This window comes from Sedimentitalea arenosa, assembly GCF_016428585.1.
Classification (GTDB): domain Bacteria; phylum Pseudomonadota; class Alphaproteobacteria; order Rhodobacterales; family Rhodobacteraceae; genus Sedimentitalea; species Sedimentitalea arenosa.
The window spans coordinates 139,814-163,046 of sequence record NZ_JAELVR010000010.1; the positions used below are offsets into that span (position 1 = coordinate 139,814).

A 23,233-nucleotide genomic window follows, 5' to 3' on the forward strand; every position below is an offset into this window, starting at 1 on the left:
GCCTGTGCGCGGCCGCAAGTCACCGGGCAAACACGGATCAGGATGCCTTGGAAAGGCAGGCGATGAAGAAGCCGTCCATCCCGCCAAGCTCAGGCCAGTAGTCCGGGCGCAACCGCAGCCCACCCTCGCTGCCGATCCAGGCCTGGTCGACACCGGGCAGCGAAAGCGCGCCGGGATCGACCGTCATGTCGGGATGCCGCTGCAGCGCTTCCTCGATCTGAACCTCGCCTTCATCGGGCAGAATCGAACAGGTGCAAAAGACCATCCGCCCTCCCGGTCGCAGCAGGGACCAGGCGTGGTCGAGCATCTGTGCCTGAAGCGCAATCAGCGTGCCGAACTCGGCACCATCCTTTGCATGCGGCAGATCGGGATGCCGGCGGATCGTGCCTGTGGCCGAACAGGGCGCATCGAGCAGGATTGCGTCATACTCGCCCCGGTGCTGCAGGGCGTCGCCCACCTGGAGTTCGGCTGCGAGGCCGGTTCGCGAGAGATTCTCCCGTACGCGCTCCATCCGGCTCGCCGAGATGTCGAGCGCGACCACTTCCGCACCTTGCGCGGCCAGTTGCAGCGTCTTGCCCCCCGGCGCGGCGCACATGTCGAACACCCGCATGCCCGCCGACACGTTCAGGATGCGCGCCGGCAGCGCCGCGGCGGCGTCCTGCACCCACCATGCGCCGCTGTCATATCCGGGCAGAGCCGTCACCTGGCCGGGATTTGCCAGCCTCACCGTGCCTGTCGGCAAGACCACCGCCCCGGGGATGTCTGGCATCTCGCCACGACCCGGTGTGATATCGAGCGGTGCACCGGCGAACTGCGCGGTTTCCATAGCCGATACGGCCTCGGCGCCCCAGGCGGCGATCAACGGGGAGCGCAACCATTTGGGCAAGCGCGGCACCCGCAGGATCGCCCAGGCGGCGGGCCCATCCGCCGCGATCTTGCGCAGAACAGCGTTGACCATTCCCTTGAGCTGACCATGGCGCCGGTGGTCACCTACGATCTGCACCATGGCGTTGACGACTCCGTGCGCAGCGCCACCGGTACACAGTTCGACCGTGCCAAGACGCAATGCATTGCGCACGTGCAGCGGCGGGTTCTTGCGCAGATGTTTCTGGAGCAGGCGATCGGCACGCTCCAGACCGCGCAGGGTCTCCTGTGCCAGGCGCTGCGCCCGGGCCCGGTCCTCGGGCGGCAGGCGATCGAGCGCACCGGCCGCCAGACATTCGGACATCAAACGCCCCTCGCCAAGCACCTGGTCGAGCAGATGAATGGCGCTTTTGCGCGCGTTCAGAGCGGTATCGGCCATGTGTTTGTCTCCGCTGCCATCGGCGCGTGATCTCTTGTCAGTCCCGGGCGGCGGCGTATATCACGATACAGGCATAAAGGAACCCGCGATGACCGACACACCGCAACGTGACCTGCCACCCGCAGCGAAACGGGCGCTCGCCGAAGCCGAGGAGCGGCGCAAGGCGGCAAAAGATGCCGCCCCACTGCCGAAGGAGCTCGGAGGCCGCGACGGCCCCGAACCCGTCCGCTATGGCGACTGGGAACGCAAGGGACTTGCGATCGACTTCTGATCGGCAGGCAAACAGACCGGGGAGTGTGGCTCAAAACCGGTGGTCGCGCGTCAGGATTCGCCGCCGAAGCTTCTGGTCGAGGTGGTCGTGCCTTCCGAATCCGTACCGCCACACGCGACGACACAAAGGAAAATGACCGATATTCCCGCCGCTGCCGCCGGCGACAGCGCGGCGCCACCGAGTGCAGACGGCAAGCGACTCGATTGCTGGCAGGTCACGCGGATCGTTCCGTTCGCAAGCGTTTCGGCACTGACGACCCGCCCGGTTCCACATGCCAGCCTGATCCTGGCTTCGTTCGCAGCCGTGTTCGCGACCTGTGCCCGAACGTCACTTGCCGGAATTGCAAGCAGCGAAGCCGCCATCAAGAGTGTAATGAATTTGCCCATGGCTCGTTTTTCGAATCCTGTTAAACTGTGATTAACCTTAACTGCATCTTTCGGATCGGGCAACGCGGGTCGTCCTGGTCCTTGGTATTTGAAAGCCCAAGGAGAATTTCAATGAAGATTACAACCCGAGGTGTGAGCGTTTTGGCCGCGTCGGCCATGATATCCACGACCGCCCTGCCTGTCTTGGCGCAAGCGCCCGGGCCCGGCGTGCTGTACACGGTCATCATTCCGGCGGGGGAATTCGGCTCGTCCAACTATACCGCCGTCGTCACCGCGAATATCGCCGCCGCGCGCGCATTTTGCGCCAGCATCGACAACGACTCCTACAAGGTGGATTGTCTCGCCGAGCGCCTCGGTCAGGTGTCCGACGAAATCCCGTCGGACAGCGACTATGCCGAGGTGAAGCAAATCCTGTCGGATACATCCGACCAGCTCGCCGAACTGGCCCGCACAAATCGCGATACTGCCCAGCCGCGCGGCCGTGCGACGAGCACAGGGGAAACGCCTGTGACCACCACACGCCCGCTGACTCCGGTCACGCCGTCTGCCTTGCCCGAGGTCAACGCCCAGGCCGAAGCAATTCTCGACAGCACGCAGACCCTGTTGTTGCGCAGTGCCGAAAGCTCGGAGAGCAAGGCCCTGCAATACAGCCGCATCGCGGATGCCGTGGGATCGACCAAGGTTTTGCTGCGCTCGACCTGACCGGCGCAATGACTCCGTCAGGCGCGCCAGATTCAGCGCGCCTGACCGGTCCGTGAGTGATATGTCTTACTTCAGCCGGAAATCAGCGTAGTCACCGGTGCCTCGGTCTGACGTAAACCGGATCCGACCGTCATTCACGGTGACCTCCTGGCAATTGTACCCGAGGTCGCTGCCGCCCCAGTACAGGTCTCGGCAGAAGTACCCGTCGCGCCAGCTCCAGTTGCCAGTGACTTCCCAGGTCACACCGATGCCACTGATCTTTCCGGCGGGCGAAACCTCCAGTCGAACCAAGGGGCGCGTCAGTGTCTTGCCTGACACGATCTCCTTGAATTCACGTTCGTTGGAAACTTTCGCGAATTCGGCGCTGGCACTGGTCGCGGTCAGCGCAGCAAGAAACGCACCGACGAGCGCGGTAATCATCGCGGTAGCGAGCGTTTTGAGCGTCATCGTTCCAATCCCGTTTGATACTTGCACATGCGATACGCAGAGCAGTCGGGATCGGATCAGTCTCTTTCGGGGACGCCTCTTGTGTTTGGGCGTACTTCCGCTGACGCACGCGGGCCGCGCTAGAGGCCGAGCACGTCGATCATGTCGTATTGGCCCGGTGCCTTGTCCTGCCCCCAAAGGGCCGCTGTGAGCGCGCCGCGCGCGAACACTCCGCGATCGGTGGCCACATGGCGCAGCACGATACGCTCGCCCCGAGCAGCGAACAGCACGTCATGCTCGCCGACGATATCGCCGCCACGGATCGCCGAGAACCCGATATGGCCTTCCTTCCGCGCTCCGGTGATCCCGTCCCGACCACGATCCGCCACATCGGCCAGGTTGACGCCGCGACCCTCCGCTGCGGCTTCGCCCAGCATCAGGGCGGTACCCGAGGGGGCATCGACCTTGTGGCGGTGATGGGCTTCGATGATCTCGATATCGAATTCCCGATCCAGTGCCGCCGCCACCTTCCTGGTGAGCTGCGTCAACAGGTTGACGCCCAGGCTCATGTTGCCGGCACGAACGATGACGGCGTGGCGCGCCGCCGGGGCCAGCGCCTCGATCTGCGTTTCGCTCATGCCCGTCGTGCCGATCACGTGAACTAGTCTGGCCTGTGCCGCAAGGGTGGCGAACTCCAGCGTCGCCTCGGGCGCGGTGAAGTCGATCACGGCCTGCGCGCGGGCGAAAGCTTCGAGCGGATCGTCCGTCGCGGTCACGTCGAGCGCGGCGCCGCCCATGGCCAGCCCGACATCCTGGCCGATCCAGTCGTGGCCCGGCCGTTCGACGCAACCAACCAGCTGCGCCCGGTCGCTTTCGACGATCGTTCGGATCAGCATCCGGCCCATCCGCCCCGAAGCCCCTGTCACCACGATACCCGGCAAGTGTGTCATGTCGCTCTTCTCCCTCGCGTCCGGCTTGTCGTTACCCGTTTGCGTCCCGCTTGGCAAAGCCTGCCATTCGGCTTAGATCAGGGCCATGGGCAAGAACAAATTTCACGACGGTCCCGGTCCCTCGCAACGCCAACTCAGGGTGGGCGAATTGATTCGCCGATCGCTCTCCGAGGTCCTGGCACGCGGCGACGTGCATGACCCGGACCTCAACCGGCTGTCGATCACCGTCGGCGAAGTCCGCACTTCGCCGGATTTGCGGATTGCGACCGCCTATGTGCTGCCGCTGGGTGGCGAGGGCAAGGACGAGGTCCTGAAGCTGCTGGCCCGCAACAAGAGCGAATTGCGGCGCATCATTTCACGCAAGCTGGCGCTGAAGTTCGCGCCGGACCTGCGGTTTCAGCTCGACGAGACGTTTGATCGAATGGACGACACCCGCAGGATGCTGAACCAGGACGCGGTGCGTCGCGATCTGGACGAATGATCCGAGCCGCGTTTTTGGCGCTGTTCGGCCTGGCCGCCTCAGGCGCCGCTGCCGTGGAGTGTCGTGAGCAGTCCCATGCCGGCAACAGCTATGCGGTGTGCGAAGTCGACATGGGTCAGGATGATCTGCGCATGTTCCTCTATGACGACAGCGGCACTCCGTTTGGTCAGTTCAGCGCCGTGGATCAGGCGCTTGCCCCGCATGGTCAGACGCTCGGGTTCGCGATGAACGCTGGAATGTACCATGAGGACCGCGCCCCGGTGGGGCACTACGTCGAAGACGGCGAAGTCATCATGCGCGTCGTTCCGGGGGCGGGTCCGGGCAATTTCGGTCTGGTTCCGAACGGCGTCTTCTGTGTACGCGAGGATTGGGCGGAAGTCATCGAAACCGAAACGTTCTTGGAAATGCGGCCGATTTGCAGCTATGCGAGCCAATCCGGCCCCATGCTGGTGATCGACGGTGCACTGCACCCGCGCTTTCTGCCTGACAGCACGTCACGCTATGTCCGAAACGGGGTCGGAACGACCGCCGACGGCTCTCGCGCCGTGTTCGTGATCTCCGACAACAGGGTCACGTTCCACGAGTTCGGCAGTTTCTTCAAGGACGCGCTGGGATTGCCCAACGCGCTCTATTTCGACGGCAACATCTCACGACTCTATGCACCAGGAATTGGCCGCGACGATCCGGGATTTTCGCTGGGGCCGATCGTCGGCGTCGTTGTCCGGCGCGAATGACGCGATAAATTGACAGCCCCACCGCGCTCGGCTAACTCGCCGGCTTCACAGACAGGCGAAGAGGCAACATGGGACGCAAACGCAAGGGCCGTGACATTTCGGGCTGGCTGGTCGTGGACAAGCCGGCCGGACCGACGTCGACCGCTGTGGTCAACAAGGTCCGCTGGGCGATGAATGCGCAGAAGGCGGGTCATGCCGGCACGCTCGACCCCGAGGCGACGGGCGTTCTCGCGATCGCGCTTGGCGAAGCGACCAAGACCGTTCCCTATGTCACCGATGCGCTGAAGGCCTATGCCTTTACCGTCCGGCTGGGCCAGGCGACCAACACAGACGATGCCGAGGGCGAAGTGATCTCCGAAAGCGACACGCGCCCCACGGACGAAGAGATCAAGGCCGCGCTCGGCCAGTTCGTCGGCGATATCGAGCAGGTTCCTCCGCAATTCTCGGCCGTCAAGATCGATGGGCAGCGCGCCTACAAGATGGCGCGCGACGGAGAGTCACTCGAGCTGGCGGCGCGTCCGCTCTGGGTCGAGGAGTTGGTGATGACGGACCGCCCGGATGCAGATCACGTCACGCTCGAGATGACCTGCGGCAAGGGCGGTTATGTGCGCAGCATCGCCCGCGACCTGGGCCGGGCGCTCGGATGTTTCGGCCATGTCGTATCGCTGCGGCGGGTCTGGTCCGGGCCGTTCGAAGCCGTCGATGGTCTCAGCATGGAGCAGATCGAGGAAATGGCCGGCAGCGAGGCGCTCGACGCGCATCTTCTTCCGCTGGAAACCGGGCTGGCCGATCTGCCCGAACTACGCTGCACCCCCGAGGGTGAAACCCGCCTTCGCAACGGAAACCCCGGCATGGTTCTGGCCTCCGACGTCGAATACGGCGACGAGTGCTGGGCCTCGTCCGGAGGCAAGGCGGTGGCCGTGGGAATCTACAAGTCGGGCGAGCTGCACCCCAGCAGGGTGTTCAACCAAAGGGGTTAGGACACCTGTTCCGATGCGATGGGGCATGGTAACCAAAACCTGACGGGGGACCATGATGGACGACGACGCGTTCTATCACTATCTCAAGCTGGTGCTGGATTACCTGCCGATCTGGTCGGTGATCCTGATCGCATTGCTGATCTGGCTGATCCGCAACCCCGACCGTCTCAGGTCCCTGCCCAACTACGTGTCCAGCGCGAAAATCGGCGATGTCGAGATCCAGCTGCGCGAGATCGAACAAAAGTTGGAAGAAACCGAAAGCCACGTGCAGGAGCTCGAGACTGAGAACGCCCGGCTGAACACGCTCTACGGCGCCTTCGACGTGCATGCTCCGGTGCGCGAGCTCGAACCGGTGCGCCAGCACCTGAAGGCGGTGGCCGGCAATCTCGACGATCTGTCCCCGGTCCTGCAGGCGTTGGAGCCGGGCGCCGACCCAGAGGAGGTCTATGCAGCTGCCGAAATCCTGCGCACGCGGCGCGATTTCTCGTCCTTCGACGCGCTGGTGACGGCGGTTGACCGGATTGCCGCCGACCCCAAGTTGGAGGGCTTGCGGTATCACACCGTCTGGACGCTGGCCTCCGCGGTGCACTACACGCTGATCGCGGCGATCAAGCACACGGCGTTGCCGCAACTGAGCCGCGCACAGCTCGACCGGGCCGATGCGGCGATGCAAAAGTTGCGCGACAACCCGCACGTGCAGCTCGACCGCCCCGATGCGCCCGATCAGGGCATTCGTGGACCAGCGCGCTATGCGCAGGACTGGATCGCCAAGGGCCGCGCCAAGCTGGTCAAGGCCGAGGGCGGCTGACCGGGTCTTGTGCCCAATAGCCGATTTCGGCATTTTCCGCCCGATGATTACCCGGACACACACAAAGGGCGATGCGCCCTCGACTGCGATCTACTCGGATTGCGAACGGTATCGTTACAGTCTCACGCGCACCTGGGATCCGACGGAGGCAAAGGCGCTGTTCGTGATGCTGAACCCGTCGACCGCGACCGAGGTGCAGAACGACCCGACGGTCGAACGCTGCGAGCGGCGCGCCCGAGCGTTGGGATTTGGCGCCTTCCAGGTGGTCAACATCTTCGCCTGGCGCGACACCGACCCACGCGCCATGCGCGCAGCCACCGATCCGATCGGGCCGGAGAACGACGACGCGATCCTCGCCGGGGCCGACTGGGCGGACCGCGTCATCGCCGCCTGGGGCACGCACGGTGCACACCTGTCGCGCGGCCGGTCGGTCGAGAAACTGCTGCGCGGAGCTGGACACGCCCTGTTCCACCTCGGTCTGAGCAAGGATGGCCACCCCAAGCACCCGCTCTACATCGCCTACGCGCGCCAACCCGAGCCTTGGCCCGAGGTAACAACGGCTTAACCGCGTTTCCACTTCGGCTTTGACCAACCGCCCGATTTCATGCGCTAATTCAGGGCCTTTTGTTGTTCTTGTGCGGAGCGATTCCATGTTTCTGTTTGCCGGACTTCTGGGTCTGCTCGCGGTCGGCGGGCTCGCCATAGCGGGTGATTTCGGCGGCAGCGCCGAGGATGAGGACGACGTCGTCGAACTGCCCGAGGACGCGCTGCCCGACGCGGGTCAGGCGCCCACAATTCTGCTGGATTTTTCGGACGCGGATGACAACACGATCATCTCCGGAAGCGAGGCAGACGACCACCTGATCGGTGGCGCAGGCGATGACCAGCTGAACGGCTACGACGCCGATGACTGGCTGGATGGCGGAGACGGAAACGACGTGCTGAAGGGCGATGCCGGAGACGACACGCTGAACGGCGGCACCGGCGACGACATCCTGCATGGCGAGGACGGCGCTGATATGCTGACCGGCGACCTGGGCGAGGACATGCTGTTCGGCCACGGCGGCGACGACACCTTGCGGGGCGGGGCCGGCGATGACGAGCTGTTCGGCGGCGATGGCGCGGATGACCTGCACGGAGAGGACGGCGACGACGCGCTCCATGGCGGGTTGGGTGACGACCGGTTGGATGGCGGTGCGGGCGCGGATACGCTCTTTGGCGGTGCGGGTGACGACGTGCTGACGGGAGTCGATGGATCGGACGACGCCGAACCGGGTGCGGACCGGGATTTCCTCAACGGCGGTCAGGGCGATGACATGCTTCTCGCGGGCGACAGCGACGTGGTAACCGGGGGCGACGGAGCCGATACCATCGTTCTGAGCGACTGGATTGCCGAGGGACAGGCGGCTGAAATCATGGATTTCGACCGGTCCGAGGATGCGCTCGTCATCCTGCACGATCTCGTCGGCGACCCAGATCCGGAGGTCGAGATCGTGGATGACCCCGACACACCGGGCCTGAGCCATGTGCTGGTCAACGGTCAGGAAATCGCGTTGGTGCGTGGCGCGGGCGGGTTGGTGGCGGATGATGTCATCCTGGTCGATCGCGCCAGTGGGGCGGAGTTCGGCCTGTTTGCCGCTTAAGGCGGTTCGGTCCAGTCCAAGGGCCCGAAACCCTTTGCCATTCTTCAGAAATGCGCCTATACGCGCCCATCCGAACCGACTCGCAGCCATATGCGGGGCGTCTAGGTTACACCTCCAAGGGCCTGTGCTGGACGACATCCCGGCCTGCGCCATCCACTTCAAACCTTTCAAAGGAGACCCCGATGTCGATCACCGCAGAAGAAAAAGCACGCGTCATCAAGGAATTCGGCACCAAGGACGGCGACACCGGTTCGCCGGAAGTCCAGGTTGCGATCCTGTCCTCGCGCATCGCGACCCTGACCGAGCATTTCAAGACCCACAAGAAGGACAACCACGGCCGCCGTGGCCTTCTGAAGATGGTCGCGCAGCGCCGCAAGCTGCTGGACTATGTAAAGGGCAAGGACGAGGCCCGCTACCAAGACCTGATCGGTCGTCTGGGACTGCGCCGCTGAATCGCGGCAACCGGGCGCTTCGCGCGTTTCGAATACTCTACCGGAACGGTTCTGTCCGTTTCCTACGCCCGCCACTCGGCGGGCGTTTCGCGTTTTCACGGCACCGCACCGGGGCGCCGATTCGATCCGCGCGCTGACGGATTTTTCTGACTTTGATATGCATCAAATATCGGTGAGACGATTCAATCTAGGGTGGCAGGGCGAACACACTCTGACCCGGACATTGAAATGAATACCCAAACGGCCACCCGCTCGCCGAGCCTTCTCGATCATCTGCCGGACGAGGTGCGTGCCTGCGTTGTCTCGCGTGCCCGCATTCGGAAGTACTATCGCGGAGCGACGCTGTCGCTTCAGGGCGAACCCGCGCGCTCGGTCAAGATCGTGCAGAGCGGGTGGGTCAAGCTCTACCGGGTGCAGCCCGACGGCAACGAGGCGATCATGGCGACCCTGAGCGAGGGGCAGAGTTTTGACGAGATCGAGGCCCTGCGCGGCGGCGTCAGCCCTTCATCCGCAGAGGCGCTGAGCGATACCCTCGTGATGCAGATCGATCTGTCGGCCGTCTGCAGCTGCAAGAACGCCCATCACGAGATCACCGCGGCGGTGCTTTCGGTGGCAGATGCGCACATGGCGGCGATGCGCAAGGACATCGAGCAGATGAAATCGCGCACCGGGGCGCAGCGCCTGCTGCAATACCTGGCAGAACTGAGCGTCCACCAGGGCGACCGAACCGATCTTGAACTGCCCTATGACAAGGTTGTGCTGGCCGGGAAGCTGGGCATGCGCCCGGAGAGCCTGTCGCGCGCCTTCGGCCGGTTGAAATCGCTGGGCGTCAGCAGCCACAACCGGCAGATTCGGATCGCCGATACGGCGCAGCTGCACGACAGCCTGAGCGATATGGTCGCCGTCTGACCCGGCGACCGCCGACCCTTTCAATCCAGACCGAACTCGTGTATGGCCCGCCCATCTGAGACGTGACGCCTTCGACCCCGGGCGCATGAACAGGATTGGGGTCGGCGGCAATGGGGCCGCCATGCAAACGCGGGACCCGCAGGGGCGGGAGTGCCCGCATACAGGAAACGATAGATGTTCAACGTAACGACGAAGTCGATGCAGTGGGGCGAAGAGACGCTCACACTGGAAACGGGCAAGGTTGCCCGTCAGGCCGATGGCAGTGTCATCGCCACGCTGGGTGAAACGAGTGTCATGGCCAACGTGACCTTCGCCCGCAAGCAAAAGCCGGGGCAGGATTTCTTCCCGCTCACGGTGCATTACCAGGAAAAATACTATGCCGCCGGCAAGGTGCCGGGCGGTTTCTTCAAGCGCGAAGCGCGCCCGACCGAAAAGGAAACCCTGACCGCACGGCTGATCGACCGTCCGATCCGCCCGCTGTTTGTCCCCGGCTTCAAGAACGAAGTGCTGGTGATGTGCACCGTGCTGTCGCATGATCTGGTCAACGACCCGGACATGGTGGCGATGATCGCCGCAAGCGCCGCGCTGACCTTGTCGGGCGCGCCGTTCATGGGCCCGATCGCAGGCTGCCGCGTCGGATTCGAGGACGGCGACTACGTGCTGAACCCGACCGTGGACGACATGCAGGATCTGCGCCTGAACCCGGAGCAGCGCCTGGACCTGGTCGTGGCCGGCACCAAGGACGCGGTCATGATGGTCGAATCCGAAGCCTATGAGCTGTCCGAAGCCGAAATGCTGGGTGCGGTGAAGTTTGCGCACGAGCAGATCCAGCCGGTGATCGACCTGATCATCGCCCTGGCCGAGGACGCGGCGAAAGAGCCGTTCGACTTCCAGCCCGAGGATTATTCGGAGCTCTTTGACGCGGTGAAGGCCGCAGGCGAATCCGAGATGCGCGCCGCTTTCGCCATCGCCGACAAGCAGGAGCGCACGGCTGCTGTCGCCGCCGCACGCGAGACCATTCTCGCTGCGCTGAGCGAAGAGCAGCAGGAAAACGCCAACCTCGGCTCGGCGCTCAAGAAGCTGGAAGCGTCGATCCTGCGGGGCGACGTGGTCAAGACCGGCAAGCGGATCGACGGGCGCAAGACCGACGAGATTCGGGCGATCACCGCTGAAACAGGTTTCCTGCCGCGTACCCACGGCTCGGCCCTGTTCACACGCGGCGAAACCCAGGGGCTGGTCGTGACCACGCTGGGGACGGGCGATGACGAGCAGTTCATAGACGCGCTGCACGGTAACTTCAAATCCAACTTCCTGCTGCACTACAACTTCCCGCCCTACTCGGTCGGCGAAGTCGGACGTGTCGGCCCTCCGGGACGGCGTGAAGTCGGCCACGGCAAGCTGGCCTGGCGTGCGTTGCAGGCGGTTCTGCCGGCAGCGACGGATTTCCCCTATACCATCCGCGTCGTCAGCGAGATCACCGAGTCCAACGGCTCGTCCTCGATGGCGTCGGTTTGCGGCGGCTCGCTGTCGATGATGGATGCGGGCGTGCCGCTCAAGGCCCCGGTGGCCGGTGTCGCCATGGGCTTGATCCTCGAAGAGGACGGCTCCTATGCGATCCTGTCCGACATCCTGGGCGACGAGGACCACCTCGGCGACATGGACTTCAAGGTCGCGGGCACCGAGAACGGCATCACCTCGCTGCAGATGGACATCAAGGTCGCAGGTATCACGCCCGAGATCATGGAGAAGGCCCTGGAGCAGGCCAAGGCCGGTCGTCTGCACATCCTGGGCGAGATGAACAAGGCGCTGTCCGGTGCTGCGGACTTCTCGATCCACGCGCCGCGCATCGAGACGATGCAGGTTCCGACCGACAAGATCCGCGAAGTGATCGGGTCGGGTGGCAAGGTGATCCGCGAGATCGTCGAAGTCAGCGGTGCCAAGGTCGACATCAACGACGACGGGATCATCAAGATCGCATCGCCCAACGCCGAAGCCATCCAGAAGGCCTATGACATGATCTATTCGATCGTGGCAGAGCCGGAAGAGGGCAAGGTCTATACCGGCAAGGTCGTGAAGATCGTCGATTTCGGCGCCTTCGTGAACTTCTTCGGCAAGCGCGACGGCCTGGTGCACGTGTCCCAGATCGAGAACCGCCGCCTGAACCATCCGTCGGATGTGCTGAAGGAAGGTCAGGAAGTGAAGGTCAAGCTTCTGGGCTTTGATGATCGCGGCAAGGTGCGCCTGTCGATGAAGGTCGTCGACCAGGAGACTGGCGAAGAAATCAAGAAGGAAGAAGCGGCGGAGTAATCCGACACTTTTTCCGTTTCGTGTTAGAGAAAGCCCCGGCATGTTTGCCGGGGCTTTTTCATGTCGAATTATTCTGTTGGAAGGGACCCAATGACCCAACGCGTTCTTGTGACAGGCGCAAGCGGCACCATCGGCTCCGGCGTGTTGAGAGTTTTGCGTCAGAACGGCATCACGGCCATCGCCGGGCTTCGGTCGGTCCCGATAGGAGAAGAGCATCAGAGCGCGCAGGTGGATTTCGAGAAAGGCATTGGCCCCTCGGGCCAATTTGACGCCCTGTTCCTGATGCGTCCGCCCCACTTGACCGATCCAGGACTGTTTACCAACTTTCTCGACCGATTTTCGCGCGACACGCGCGTGGTGTTCCTGTCCGTGCAGGGCGCGGACAGCATGGGCTTTCTTCCCCACGCCAAGATCGAACGGGTGATCTCGGAAATGGAGTTCCAGCATGTATTTGTTCGACCCAGCTATTTCATGGACAACCTGACCACGGCTCTCTGGCCCGAGCTGCAACGCAACAAGCGCATCTATCTGCCTGCGGGCCGATTGAAACTGGATTGGGTCTCTGCCCGGGACGTGGCAGAGGTGTGCGCTAGCGCAATTGCCGGCAGCCATCCAGAACCCGTCCTGCAGGCCACGGGCGGTCAGGTCATGGGCTTTGACGAAGTCTGCACGCGGATCAATGCGACGCTCGGCACATCGTTCAGGTATGCGCCTGCCAGCCTGGTCCGTTATCTGGCGTACAGCCGGTCCCAGGGCGCGACATGGTCCTATCTCATAGTGATGCTGCTCCTGCACTTTTTGCCGCGCCTGACCGGCCAGCCTCACCCGCATCCGAGCGATCTGCCAGCGGTGTTGAACCGCGATCCGGAAACGGTCGAAGCCTTCGCACTGCGACATGCGAAACTGTTCCGCTCCGTTCAATAGCGAGTGCATGCGGACTTCATCACCTGCGGACAAGATTGCTCTTTCAGGCCCAATTGACTCTGATTCACCCGGAGCAGGTCTGGACCTGTTCCGCAAACGGGATACCCTTCTGCGCAGCGCCCGTCACGTGGCGCGATCAGGGAGTGAGACATGAGAAAGATATTGATTGCCACGCTGGCGACTTGCGGACTGGCAATGCCGGTGGCGGCCGGCACGCTGACCGACACCTTCACCAGCTATTACGCCTTTGGCGACAGCCTGACTGATGACGGCAAATTCGGGAGCCTTTTTGCGCCAAGCCTTGGCGGTCGGTTTTCGAACGGGCGCACCTACGCGGAATACATCGCTGACGAGTTCACCGACGCCAACCTGGATTCGGGCAACTTCGCCCTGGGCGGCGCGACCGCCAGCGACACCAATCTGAACCCGGACCTGCCGGCCCCGCTCAACACGTTCTTCGGCCAGATCGCGACCTTTGCCGGTGCGGTCGCCGGATCGCTGACAGCCCCCGGTGACAACCCGCTGGTGTCGGTCCTGTTCGGGGGCAACGACTTCTTTCAGGGTCAGGACATGACAGCCGCCGCGGACTCGGTGGCCAATGGCATCCGCGCCATAGGATCGATCGCCAGTGATACTTTCGACGATTTCCTCGTCCTCAGCCTGCCCGACATCAGCGGCTCTCCCGGTTTCGCAGGCAACCCCGTTGCCAAGGCGGCGAGCGATACGTTCAACGCACAACTGGCGCTGAACATCATCGATCTGCGCAGCGAAGGCTTCAACATCATCACCTTCGACACGGACAGCGTCACGCAGGAAATCCTCGCTGATTTCGCCAACGGCAGCCCGCTCTACGGGGTGACGAACGTGACCACCCCCTGCACTCTCAGCATGGCTGTCGACGGGCCAAACTGCGTCGCGGATGGTTTCGATCCCGACACCTACCTCTACAGCGACGCCGTACACCCGAACGGCGTGTCCCAGCGCCTTCTGGGCGAACGGGTCATCGCGACTGTCGAAGCCGTTCCGGTGCCGGCCGCGATGCCCCTGATGCTGACTGCAGCCCTTGGCTTCGGCGCCGCCGCCTGGCGTCGCCGCCGCGCCGCCTGATCGCCTTGGCGCGCCCCGGTGTCGGGGAGCGCCACTTCCCTGTACGCGCATTCCGCTGTAGTCAGCCTTCATGCGCTCGATGATCATCCACATGTCAGGCAGCTCGAAACGGCGCGGCAATGTCGACAGGTTGCTGCGGGACCTGCCCGCGGCCGAGGTCGTCGAGGCGGTGGACGGGCGCGACCCGGAGCAGATTGCCGGCGTGCAGCGCAGCGACGGCACCCTTTTCTCGCCGCACTACCCGTTCGCGTTGCGCCCTGCGGAAATCGGCGTGTTTCAAAGTCATCGCCGCTGCTGGCAGCGGATCCTGGACGCGGGCTGGGACTTCGGCCTGATCGCCGAGGACGACCTGCGCGTCGACCCCGCTCGTCTCACCCGCGCGCTTCGGCTCATCGAACGTCACGCCGACAGGGAAATGTATGTCCGCCTGCCGGTCAAGGCTCGTGAAACGCCCGCCCGGGTGATCGCCGAAGACGGCGACATACGGTTGATCCTGCCCCGGATCATCGGGCTGCAATGCATCTGCCAAGTGGTCGGACGCCATGCGGCCGAGCGACTCCTCGCCGCGACGGACCGGATCGACAGGCCAGTCGACACCTTTCTGCAGATGCACTGGATCACCGGCCAGCCCATCCACGCGCTTCTGCCCAACGGCAATGCAGAGGTGGCACATGAGATCGGTGGTTCGACCATCCAGACGCGCACCGGCGCCCGTGGCAAGTTGGCCCGCGAAGCCAAACGGACACTCTACCGCGCCCGGTTGCACCTGCACCCGCAGCGCGCCTGATGCGGAAAAAGGCGCGGCCAATCCGACCGCGCCATTGATTTCATCTTCGCAACAATACTCCGGGGGAGTCCCGCAGGGACGGGGGCAGAGCCCCCCAAGACCTCAGTTGGGGTTCTTTGCGAATCGCAGATAGGGCAGTTTCTTGTCGAGCGTACCGTATTTCGCCTCGGCCGCCGCATCGTCCAGCGCCATCGCCACGATCACGTCCTGCCCCTGCTCCCAGTTGGCCGGCGTCGCCAGCGGCTGGTTGTAGGTGCGCTGCAGCCCATCCAGCGCCCGCAACACTTCGGCGAAATTGCGGCCGACGGACATCGGATATGTCATCGACAGTTTCAGCTGCTTGTCCGGCCCGATGATAAAGACCGAACGCACCGTGGCGCTGTCCGCAGGCGTGCGTCCGTCCGGCAGGTAGGCGTCGGCAGGCAGCATGTCAAAGGCCTTGGACACGGCCAGGCCCTCGTCCGCGATGATCGGGAAACCGGCCTTGGCGCCGGCGAAACCCTCGATATCACCCTTCCATTTCCTGTGGTCCTCGACCCCGTCGACCGAAACGCCGATCACCTTGGTGTCGCGCTTGGCCCATTCGTCCGCCAGCTGCGCCACGGCGCCGAACTCGGTGGTGCAGACCGGGGTGAAATCCTTGGGGTGGCTGAACAGGATCGCCCAATTGTCGCCGATCCAGTCGTGGAACTGGATCGTGCCCTGGTCGGTCTCAGCCGTGAAGTTCGGAACGGTGTCGTTGATACGCAAACCCATGTCGGTAGTCCTTTCTATCCGTCGGTGGCGACTCGTCGACGCCAACCTAGTCACTCCACGACCGCGTTGCATCCCCTCTCTTGCCCCTGCGCCTGCGCAATGACAGAGTGCCGCGAATCCCCGACCGTCCGGTCGGGTCAGATCTCAGACACGGGAGAGTCGACCATGATCGAAAAACGAGACTTCTATATCAACGGGCAATGGGTTGCTCCGGCCAGTACGAATGATTTCCAGGTGATCGACCCCTCGACCGAAGAGCCGTGCGCGGTGATCTCGCTGGGCGGCCAGGCGGATACAGACGCCGCCGTCGCCGCCGCCAAAGCAGCGCTGCCGGGCTGGATGGCCACACCTGTGGCCGAGCGTATCGCGCTGGTCGAGAAGCTGATCGACATCTACAAGAACCGCGCCGAGGATCTGGCACAGGCCATGAGCACCGAGATGGGCGCGCCCATCGACATGGCGCGCAGCCAGCAGTTCGGAGCAGGCGCATTTCACCTCGCCAACTTCGTCAAGGCCGCGAAGGAGTTCGAATTCGACCGCCCGTTGAACGCCGACTCGCCCAACGACCGGATCATCTACGAAGCGGTCGGCGTCGCGGCGCTCATCACGCCGTGGAACTGGCCGATGAACCAGATCACGCTCAAGGTGGGCGCGGCCGCAATCGCAGGCTGCACCATGGTGCTGAAACCGTCCGAACAGAGCCCCCTCAACGCGATGATCTTTGCCGAGATGATGCACGAAGCCGGCTTCCCGCCGGGCGTGTTCAACCTGGTCAACGGCGACGGTGCGGGCGTCGGCAGCCAGCTTTCCAGCCATCCCGACGTGGACATGGTCAGCTTCACCGGCAGCACCCGCGCGGGCACCGCGATTTCCAAGAACGCGGCGGATACGCTCAAGAAGGTGCATCTGGAACTGGGCGGCAAGGGTGCCAACGTGATCTTCGCGGATGCGGATGAAAAAGCGGTGAAGCGCGGTGTTCTGCATATGATGAACAACACCGGCCAGTCCTGCAATGCACCCAGCCGGATGCTGGTGCAGCGCGACATCTACGACCAGGCCGTCGATACCGCAGCCGAGGTCGCCAAGGCGGTCACTGTCGGCAACGCGCATGAGGAAGGCCGTCATATCGGTCCGGTCGTGAACGAGGTGCAGTGGAACAAGATCCAGGACCTGATCCAGAAGGGCATTGACGAGGGCGCGCGCCTGGTCGCGGGCGGCACCGGTCGGCCTGAAGGCTTCAACAAGGGCTTTTATGTCAAGCCGACGGTCTTTGCCGATGTGAACAACCAGATGACCATCGCACGCGAGGAAATCTTTGGCCCGGTCCTGTCGATGATCCCGTTCGACACCGAGGAAGAGGCCATCGAGATCGCCAACGACACGCCCTATGGCCTGACCAACTATGTCCAGACGCAGGACGGGGTGCGCGCCAACCGGATGGCCCGCGCACTGCGTTCTGGCATGGTCGAGATGAACGGCAAGTCCCGCAGCGCAGGTGCGCCCTTCGGCGGCATGAAACAATCGGGCAATGGGCGCGAAGGCGGCATCTTCGGCATCGAGGACTTCCTCGAGATCAAGGCCGTGGGAGGCTGGGCCGCCGAGTAAGCCCAGTCGCACTCTATTGAATGAAGGCCGCCGGGGTTCGGCGGCCTTTTTCTTTGCTTCAGCCCCAATTGGCTTTGAGGAAGGCCGCGATATCCTGGTGCATCTGCTGGGCCGCATCGACCTGGCCAAGATAGGTGAAAAAGCCGTGGATCATGCCGGGATACTCCCTGTGTTCCGCTTCGACTCCTGCCAATTTCAGCTTTGCGGCGAAGGCGACCCCCTCATCGTGCAGCACATCGCATTCCGCGGTCAAAACGAACGTCGGCGGCAGACCCGATAATTCCGCCCGGATCGGGCTGGCATGCCAGTCCCGGCGCATGGCAGGGTCCGGCAGATAGCGGTCCATGAACCAGCTCACCGTGTCCGCCTCGAGAACTCCGTAACCTTCTCCGTAGCGGTCGTAGGAAGCAGTACGATCCACGCAATCGACCACCGGATAGACCAGCGCCTGCGCCGTCACCGCGAAAGCTTCCCTGTCGCGCGCCATCAGCGCGACGACCGCCGCAAGGTTGCCGCCCGCACTATCGCCACAGAGCGCAAGCCGCGTCGCGTCGACGCCGAGCGCCTCGGCATGGTCGGCGATGTAGCGCGCCGCCTCATAAGCATCCTCGACCGCCGCTGGGAACGGATGTTCAGGTGCCATCCGGTAGTCCACCGAGACCACCGTCGCGCCACAGGCCCACGCCAGAAACCGCGCCGCGGCGTCGTGACTGTCCAGACTGCCGATCACGTGGCCGCCGCCATGGTAGAACAGGATTACCGGAGCGCCATCGCTGTCGGACACGCGGTAGATGCGCAGCGGCACGTGGTTGTAGCCCGCCCCGGTGCTGCGCATCTCGACCGAAAGGACCTCGGGCGGCGGGTAGTCCTTGCGCCGCACCGCCGACAGCCCCTCGAGCAACTCGCGCGCCGCACGCGTGTCGAGATCCTGCACTTTCGGCAAGCCGAGTTCGGCCATCCGGTGCAGAAGACCCTGGATCTGCGGGTGAACGTCCTCTGGCATATCACGGCCTCCTGCTGCCTATCGGCGAGCCTAGTCCCCCGATCCCGCATTGTGCAATGCGCCACCACTCTGGAACAACGGTCTCTTTGACCTTAGACACGGATCATGATCACTGCCCGTCTGCATGGCCGTCTCGGCAACCAGATGTTCCAATACGCTGCCGCGCGCGGGCTGGCGGCGCGCCATGGGGTGCCCGTGGCACTGGACATGCGCGAGGCGCTGGCCCGCGGCGAAGGCGTTCTGACGCGGGTCTTCGACCTACCGCTGGCGGAATCCGACTCCCTCCCCCCGCCCCGAAATGACGAGCCTCTGCGCTATGCTGCGTGGCGGCTGGCCAGCCCCGCCTTCCGGCGCGAAAAGGGGCTTGGCTACAATGAGGCGATCGAAGGATTTCCAGATGGCAGCTATCTGCACGGCTATTGGCAGAGCGAGCGTTATTTTGGCCACATCGCCGACGAGGTTCGGCGGGACTTCACCTTTCCGGCCCTTGGGAGCGCGGAAGGCGTGGAAATGGCCGACCGCATCCGCGAGTCGCTGGCGATCTCTCTGCATGTGCGGCGCGGAGACTACCTGACGCTGAACGCCCATGTGCTTTGTGACCAGGCCTACTACGACGCCGCGCTTGCCCATGTGCTGGGCGGGATCAGTGGCACGCCGACGGTCTACGTGTTCTCCGACGATCCCGACTGGGCTCGGGCGAACCTGCCGTTGCCTTGCGAGAAGGTGGTCGTCGATTTCAACGGTACCGTGCGCGATTTCGACGACATGCACCTGATGTCGCTCTGCGATCACAACATCATCGCGAATTCGTCCTTTTCGTGGTGGGGGGCGTGGCTGAACGCCAACCCGGCAAAACGGGTGGCCGGCCCGGCCCGCTGGTTCGGCGATCCGAAGCTCGCAAACCCCGATATCCTGCCGGCCGGTTGGGCGCGGATCGCGGTCTAGAAAGGCACCGGCGCGCGGAACTTCATCGACATCCCGCCATCGGGATGCTTGATGCGAAGTTCCTCGGAATGCAGCATCAGGCGCGGATGGTCCGCCGCCACCCCCGTGGCATAGAGCGGATCACCCAGGATCGGGTGCCCCAGAGCTGTCATGTGTACCCGCAGCTGGTGCGACCGCCCGGTGCGCGGCATCAGGCGCACCCGGGTTTCGTCTTCGCCCTGTCGCAGCACGCGCCACTCGGTCAGGGCGGGTTTACCGGTCTCGTGGCAGACCATCTGGCGCGGGCGGTTCTCCCAGTCCACGATCAGGGGTAGCTCCACGCTGCCTGTCTTCGGCGCAAGGGCTCCGTGCACTCGCGCGATATAGCTCTTGCGCGCCTGGCGCTTCTCGAACTGCAGGCCAAGATGTCGCTGCGCATGCGGCGTCATGGCGAACACGATCACGCCCGAGGTGTCCCGGTCGAGCCGATGCACCAGCAGCACTTCGGGAAAGGCCGCCTGCGCGCGCGCCAAAAGGCAATCGGCCAAGTGCGCGCCCTTGCCGGGCACGCTCAGCAGGCCTTCGGGCTTGTTCAGGACGAGCAACTGCGCGTCCATGTGCAGAACGTCGAGCGGTCCATCGGGCGGGCGATAGTCGGAGGAAACGGCCATGCCGGGTTCCCTAACCGCGGCGAGGCCGCGCCACAAGGTCACGCGGCGTCGCGCTTGCCAGCCGCACGCGTCGGCGCAACGATACGCGCAATCCAGGAAAGGACAGGACCATGCACCCGACCATCGCCCACATGAAAGAGGTCGTCGCCAAGGGCGACGAAACTGCCATCGCCGATCTTCTGGCCAAGGACGTCAAGTTCATGCCGCCAACCTATTTCGCCACCTGGACCGGGCGCGATGCAGTCGCCGCGGTGCTTGGCCATGTCGGCAAGGTGTTTTCCGATTTCCGATACCGCCGCGTCATGGGCGACGGTCCGGATTGGGCGCTGGAATTTCAATGCAAGGTCGGCGATCTCGACGCGGTGGGGGTCGACCTGATCACCCTTGACGAAGACGGCCTGATTTCGACCTTCGAGGTGGTCATGCGTCCCTACAAGACCATCGGCGCTCTCCGCGAGGCAATGAATGCCCGCGTTTCGACCGACCCGCGCTTCCTGAAGTTCCGCGACGCCCTGGCCTGACCGGTTAAAGCGTCTGCCGGGTTTCAAAGGCCCGCCCCGGATGCCCAAGGGACGTCCGGGGCAAGGATCGGTCGCGCTACATCCGCATCCGCTCGCCTGCCGGGTCATGGAACGGTTTCAGCGACGCGTCAGCCGACACCCGTACCCCGGCCACGTCGATCTCATAGGTCGAGGCCAGCACCTCAGCAGCACTTTCGCCCCGGCAAGGCACGTAGCCGAGTCCGATCGCCGCACCCAGATGATGACCGTAGGCACCCGAGGACAGGTGCCCGACGATCTCTCCGTCGCGCAGGATCGGTTCGTTGTGATAGAGCAGCGGTTCGGCGTCGCGCAGCTTGAACTGCAGCAATCGGGCATCCAGCCCGTTTTCCTTCTTGCGCAGGACCGCCGAGCGTCCAATGAAATCGGGCTTGTCGCGACCGACGGCAAAACCGAGCCCTGCCTCCAGAACGTGGTCCTCTGGCGTGATGTCGTGGCCAAAATGGCGAAAGCCCTTCTCGATGCGGGCGCAATCCATCATGTGCATGCCGCACAGGGTGAGGCCCAGCCCCTCGCCGGCCTCGATCAGAGTGTCGAAAGCGTGCAGCGCCATGTCCGTGCCGACATAGATCTCCCACCCCAACTCACCCACATAGGAGACCCGGTGCGCGCGGGCGAGGCCCAGGCCCAGCTCGATCTGCTGCGCGGTGCCGAATGGATTGGCGGCGTTGGAGAAATCATTCGGCGATACCGCCTGCATCAGCTTGCGCGCATTGGGTCCCATCACCGCCAGAACGCCCTCGGCAGCGGTCACGTCGGTGATCACTACAGCCTTGTCGCCCAGATGCCGCCTGAGCCAAGTTTCGTCAGCCAGCCGGGTCGCGGCGGGGGTCACGACCAGGAACGCGGTTTCCGACAGCCGTGTCACGGTCACGTCGGCTTCGACCCCGCCGCGCGCGTTGAGGAACTGGGTATAGACGATCTTGCCGACCGGCACGGCCATGTCCGCACCACAGACATGATCCAGGAAGGCCTCCGCGTCGCCTCCCTCAACCCGCAGCTTGCCGAAGGAAGACATGTCGTAGAGCCCCACGTTCCCGCGCACAGCGGCCAACTCGCTGGCCACGTTGTCGAAGAAATTCTGCCGCGACCAGCTATAGGCATTAGCGCGCTCCTGCCCCGGTCCAGCGAACCAGTTGGCGCGTTCCCACCCCGCCAATTCGCCGAAGACGGCGCCGCGTTCGGCCAACCGGTCGTGGAACGGCGTGCGCCGTACGCCCCGGGCGCTCGCCTTTTGGCGATAGGGAAAGTGATCGGCGTAAAGCAGGCCGAGCGATTCGGTGGCGCGGGCGCGCAGGTAGCGCGCGTTGCCTTGGAAGGGCTGCATCCGCGCGATGTCGACATCGCCGAGGTCGAAAGGCTTGGCCCCGTCCTCCATCCATTGCGCCAGCGCCATCCCGGCGCCACCGGCGGACTGGATCCCGATGGAGTTGAACCCGGCGGCAACCCAGACATTTTCCATCTCGGGTGCAAGGCCCAGGTGATAGGCATTGTCCGGCGTGAAACTTTCCGGCCCGTTGAAGAACGTGTGGATGCCGGCACGCCCCAGGATCGGCATCCGGTTCACTGCGTGTTCGAGGATGGGTTCGAAATGGTCGAAATCCTCGGGCAGTTGGTCGAATTCGAAATTCGCCGGAATCGGACCCCAGGGTTTCGACACCGGTTCGAAAGCCCCCAGCATCAGCTTGCCTGCGTCCTCCTTGTAATAGGCGCATTCATCCGGAACCCGCAGCACCGGAAGCTGTGACAGCCCCTCGATCGGCTCGGAGACGATGTAAAAATGCTCACAGGCCTGAAGCGGCACGTTGGTGTTCAGCATCCGACCGACCTGGGCGCCCCACATGCCGGCGCAATTGACGACGTGCTCGCAGGCGATCTGCACAGGACCGCCGGATGTTTCGCAAGTGACCCCCGTGACCCGCCGACCGGACCGGGTGACGCCGGTGACGGGCGTGTTCTCGACGATCACCGCGCCGCGCTGGCGGGCACCACGGGCCAGCGCGCGGGCGATGTTGCCGGGATCGCCCTGCCCATCCTTGTCGAGATAGACCCCGGCAAGCACGCCCTCCATGTTCAGATGCGGGTAGCGCATCGAGATCTCATCGGGGCCGATCTCGTCGATATCGACACCGAAGGCGCGGGCCATGGCGGCAGAACGGAACAGCTCTTCGCGGCGATCTTCGGTCAGGGCGACGGTGATCGACCCGACCCGTTTGAAGCCCGTGGCAACGCCGGTTTCCGCCTCGAGCCCGCCATAGAGTTCCTGGCTGTATTTTGCCAACCGGGTCATGTTGGCGGTGGCGCGCAGCTGTGCGATCAGCCCGGCGGCATGCCAGGTCGTGCCGCTGGTCAATTGCTTGCGTTCCAGCAGGACCACATCGGTCCAGCCCAGTTTCGTCAGGTGATAGGCGACGGAACAGCCGATAACGCCACCACCGATGATGACGACGCGGGCCTGGCTTGGAAGATCAGTCATGAGCTAGAACCTTTGTTGTTTCGAACACTGACGCGTCCGACCGGCCGGGGCGTTGCCCCGGCTCCCCT

General features: G+C 63.9%; 25 protein-coding genes. 18 read left to right on the forward strand and 7 right to left on the reverse strand.

Annotated elements, in window-relative coordinates; all coding sequences use genetic code 11:
* Nucleotides 1-37 precede the first annotated feature (37 nt).
* Entirely contained in the window at nucleotides 38-1,303 is a 1,266-nt protein-coding gene (locus tag JF290_RS15005) for an RsmB/NOP family class I SAM-dependent RNA methyltransferase (protein ID WP_199025704.1), read from the reverse strand.
* Nucleotides 1,304-1,391: 88 nt separating this feature from the next.
* Between JF290_RS15005 and JF290_RS15010 the strand changes: the two genes are divergently transcribed.
* The 3 genes from JF290_RS15010 to JF290_RS15020 all read left to right on the forward strand — a co-directional run bounded on the left by JF290_RS15010 (nucleotide 1,392) and on the right by JF290_RS15020 (nucleotide 2,662).
* Nucleotides 1,392-1,574 carry a DUF1674 domain-containing protein gene (locus JF290_RS15010; protein WP_199025705.1) on the forward strand — a complete coding sequence of 61 codons (183 nt, stop codon included), beginning with the start codon at nucleotides 1,392-1,394 and terminating at the stop codon, nucleotides 1,572-1,574.
* Between the two features lie 132 nt (nucleotides 1,575-1,706).
* On the forward strand, nucleotides 1,707-1,991 hold the full coding sequence (locus JF290_RS15015; protein WP_199025706.1) for a hypothetical protein: 285 nt from the start codon (nucleotides 1,707-1,709) through the stop codon (nucleotides 1,989-1,991).
* Nucleotides 1,992-2,071: 80 nt separating this feature from the next.
* On the forward strand, nucleotides 2,072-2,662 hold the full coding sequence (locus JF290_RS15020; protein ID WP_199025707.1) for a hypothetical protein: 591 nt from the start codon (nucleotides 2,072-2,074) through the stop codon (nucleotides 2,660-2,662).
* 66 nt (nucleotides 2,663-2,728) lie between these two features.
* Here JF290_RS15020 and JF290_RS15025 read toward each other — a convergent pair whose 3' ends face one another.
* Nucleotides 2,729-3,109: a dihydrodipicolinate reductase gene (locus tag JF290_RS15025; protein WP_227363612.1), complete on the reverse strand. Its 381-nt coding sequence runs from the start codon at nucleotides 3,107-3,109 to the stop codon at nucleotides 2,729-2,731.
* Nucleotides 3,110-3,228: 119 nt separating this feature from the next.
* On the reverse strand, nucleotides 3,229-4,038 hold the full coding sequence (gene dapB / locus JF290_RS15030) for a 4-hydroxy-tetrahydrodipicolinate reductase (RefSeq protein ID WP_199025708.1): 810 nt from the start codon (nucleotides 4,036-4,038) through the stop codon (nucleotides 3,229-3,231).
* 85 nt (nucleotides 4,039-4,123) lie between these two features.
* Here dapB and rbfA point away from each other — a divergent pair, with 85 nt between their 5' ends.
* The 12 genes from rbfA to JF290_RS15090 all read left to right on the forward strand — a co-directional run bounded on the left by rbfA (nucleotide 4,124) and on the right by JF290_RS15090 (nucleotide 15,170).
* Complete coding sequence (rbfA, locus tag JF290_RS15035; RefSeq protein WP_199025709.1) at nucleotides 4,124-4,519, forward strand: 30S ribosome-binding factor RbfA; 396 nt, start codon at nucleotides 4,124-4,126, stop codon at nucleotides 4,517-4,519.
* Nucleotides 4,516-5,253, forward strand: a complete 738-nt coding sequence (locus JF290_RS15040) for a phosphodiester glycosidase family protein (RefSeq protein WP_199025710.1) — start codon at nucleotides 4,516-4,518, stop codon at nucleotides 5,251-5,253. The genes rbfA and JF290_RS15040 overlap by 4 nt, the downstream gene beginning before the upstream one ends.
* A gap of 68 nt (nucleotides 5,254-5,321) precedes the next feature.
* A complete protein-coding gene (gene truB / locus JF290_RS15045; RefSeq protein WP_199025711.1) occupies nucleotides 5,322-6,233 on the forward strand; it encodes a tRNA pseudouridine(55) synthase TruB in 912 nt (303 codons plus the stop codon).
* 52 nt (nucleotides 6,234-6,285) lie between these two features.
* Nucleotides 6,286-7,041 (forward strand): hypothetical protein, encoded by a 756-nt coding sequence (locus JF290_RS15050; RefSeq protein ID WP_199025712.1) that lies wholly within the window; start codon nucleotides 6,286-6,288, stop codon nucleotides 7,039-7,041.
* A gap of 43 nt (nucleotides 7,042-7,084) precedes the next feature.
* On the forward strand, nucleotides 7,085-7,606 hold the full coding sequence (locus tag JF290_RS15055) for a DUF1643 domain-containing protein (protein ID WP_199025713.1): 522 nt from the start codon (nucleotides 7,085-7,087) through the stop codon (nucleotides 7,604-7,606).
* Nucleotides 7,607-7,691: 85 nt separating this feature from the next.
* Nucleotides 7,692-8,684, forward strand: a complete 993-nt coding sequence (locus tag JF290_RS15060) for a calcium-binding protein (protein WP_199025714.1) — start codon at nucleotides 7,692-7,694, stop codon at nucleotides 8,682-8,684.
* A gap of 182 nt (nucleotides 8,685-8,866) precedes the next feature.
* Nucleotides 8,867-9,136 carry a 30S ribosomal protein S15 gene (gene rpsO, locus JF290_RS15065; protein WP_199025715.1) on the forward strand — a complete coding sequence of 90 codons (270 nt, stop codon included), beginning with the start codon at nucleotides 8,867-8,869 and terminating at the stop codon, nucleotides 9,134-9,136.
* Nucleotides 9,137-9,364: 228 nt separating this feature from the next.
* Entirely contained in the window at nucleotides 9,365-10,045 is a 681-nt protein-coding gene (locus JF290_RS15070; RefSeq protein ID WP_199025716.1) for a Crp/Fnr family transcriptional regulator, read from the forward strand.
* 174 nt (nucleotides 10,046-10,219) lie between these two features.
* Nucleotides 10,220-12,352 (forward strand): polyribonucleotide nucleotidyltransferase, encoded by a 2,133-nt coding sequence (pnp, locus tag JF290_RS15075; protein WP_199025717.1) that lies wholly within the window; start codon nucleotides 10,220-10,222, stop codon nucleotides 12,350-12,352.
* A 228-nt stretch (nucleotides 12,353-12,580) separates the two neighbouring features.
* A complete protein-coding gene (locus tag JF290_RS15080) occupies nucleotides 12,581-13,276 on the forward strand; it encodes a Rossmann-fold NAD(P)-binding domain-containing protein (RefSeq protein WP_233155416.1) in 696 nt (231 codons plus the stop codon).
* Between the two features lie 195 nt (nucleotides 13,277-13,471).
* Nucleotides 13,472-14,383, forward strand: coding sequence for an SGNH/GDSL hydrolase family protein (locus tag JF290_RS15085; protein WP_425503964.1), 912 nt, complete (start codon nucleotides 13,472-13,474; stop codon nucleotides 14,381-14,383).
* A gap of 70 nt (nucleotides 14,384-14,453) precedes the next feature.
* The gene (locus JF290_RS15090) at nucleotides 14,454-15,170 is read left to right on the forward strand and encodes a glycosyltransferase family 25 protein (RefSeq protein ID WP_199025720.1); all 717 of its coding nucleotides are present in this window, start codon (nucleotides 14,454-14,456) and stop codon (nucleotides 15,168-15,170) included.
* Between the two features lie 102 nt (nucleotides 15,171-15,272).
* Here the strand turns inward: JF290_RS15090 and JF290_RS15095 are convergent, their stop codons facing one another.
* Complete coding sequence (locus JF290_RS15095) at nucleotides 15,273-15,926, reverse strand: peroxiredoxin (protein ID WP_199025721.1); 654 nt, start codon at nucleotides 15,924-15,926, stop codon at nucleotides 15,273-15,275.
* A 165-nt stretch (nucleotides 15,927-16,091) separates the two neighbouring features.
* Here JF290_RS15095 and JF290_RS15100 point away from each other — a divergent pair, with 165 nt between their 5' ends.
* A complete protein-coding gene (locus JF290_RS15100) occupies nucleotides 16,092-17,531 on the forward strand; it encodes an aldehyde dehydrogenase family protein (RefSeq protein ID WP_199025722.1) in 1,440 nt (479 codons plus the stop codon).
* Between the two features lie 58 nt (nucleotides 17,532-17,589).
* On the opposite strand, the gene JF290_RS15105 is transcribed toward JF290_RS15100, so the two are convergent.
* Nucleotides 17,590-18,534, reverse strand: coding sequence for an alpha/beta hydrolase (locus JF290_RS15105; RefSeq protein ID WP_199025723.1), 945 nt, complete (start codon nucleotides 18,532-18,534; stop codon nucleotides 17,590-17,592).
* 105 nt (nucleotides 18,535-18,639) lie between these two features.
* Between JF290_RS15105 and JF290_RS15110 the strand changes: the two genes are divergently transcribed.
* Entirely contained in the window at nucleotides 18,640-19,479 is an 840-nt protein-coding gene (locus JF290_RS15110; RefSeq protein WP_199025724.1) for an alpha-1,2-fucosyltransferase, read from the forward strand.
* On the opposite strand, the gene JF290_RS15115 is transcribed toward JF290_RS15110, so the two are convergent.
* Nucleotides 19,476-20,129 carry an RluA family pseudouridine synthase gene (locus JF290_RS15115; RefSeq protein ID WP_199025725.1) on the reverse strand — a complete coding sequence of 218 codons (654 nt, stop codon included), beginning with the start codon at nucleotides 20,127-20,129 and terminating at the stop codon, nucleotides 19,476-19,478. The two genes, JF290_RS15110 and JF290_RS15115, sit on opposite strands and share 4 nt — an antisense overlap.
* Before the next feature lie 110 nt (nucleotides 20,130-20,239).
* Between JF290_RS15115 and JF290_RS15120 the strand changes: the two genes are divergently transcribed.
* On the forward strand, nucleotides 20,240-20,650 hold the full coding sequence (locus JF290_RS15120; RefSeq protein WP_199025726.1) for a nuclear transport factor 2 family protein: 411 nt from the start codon (nucleotides 20,240-20,242) through the stop codon (nucleotides 20,648-20,650).
* 76 nt (nucleotides 20,651-20,726) lie between these two features.
* Here JF290_RS15120 and JF290_RS15125 read toward each other — a convergent pair whose 3' ends face one another.
* The gene (locus JF290_RS15125) at nucleotides 20,727-23,165 is read right to left on the reverse strand and encodes a GcvT family protein (RefSeq protein ID WP_199025727.1); all 2,439 of its coding nucleotides are present in this window, start codon (nucleotides 23,163-23,165) and stop codon (nucleotides 20,727-20,729) included.
* Nucleotides 23,166-23,233 lie beyond the last annotated feature (68 nt).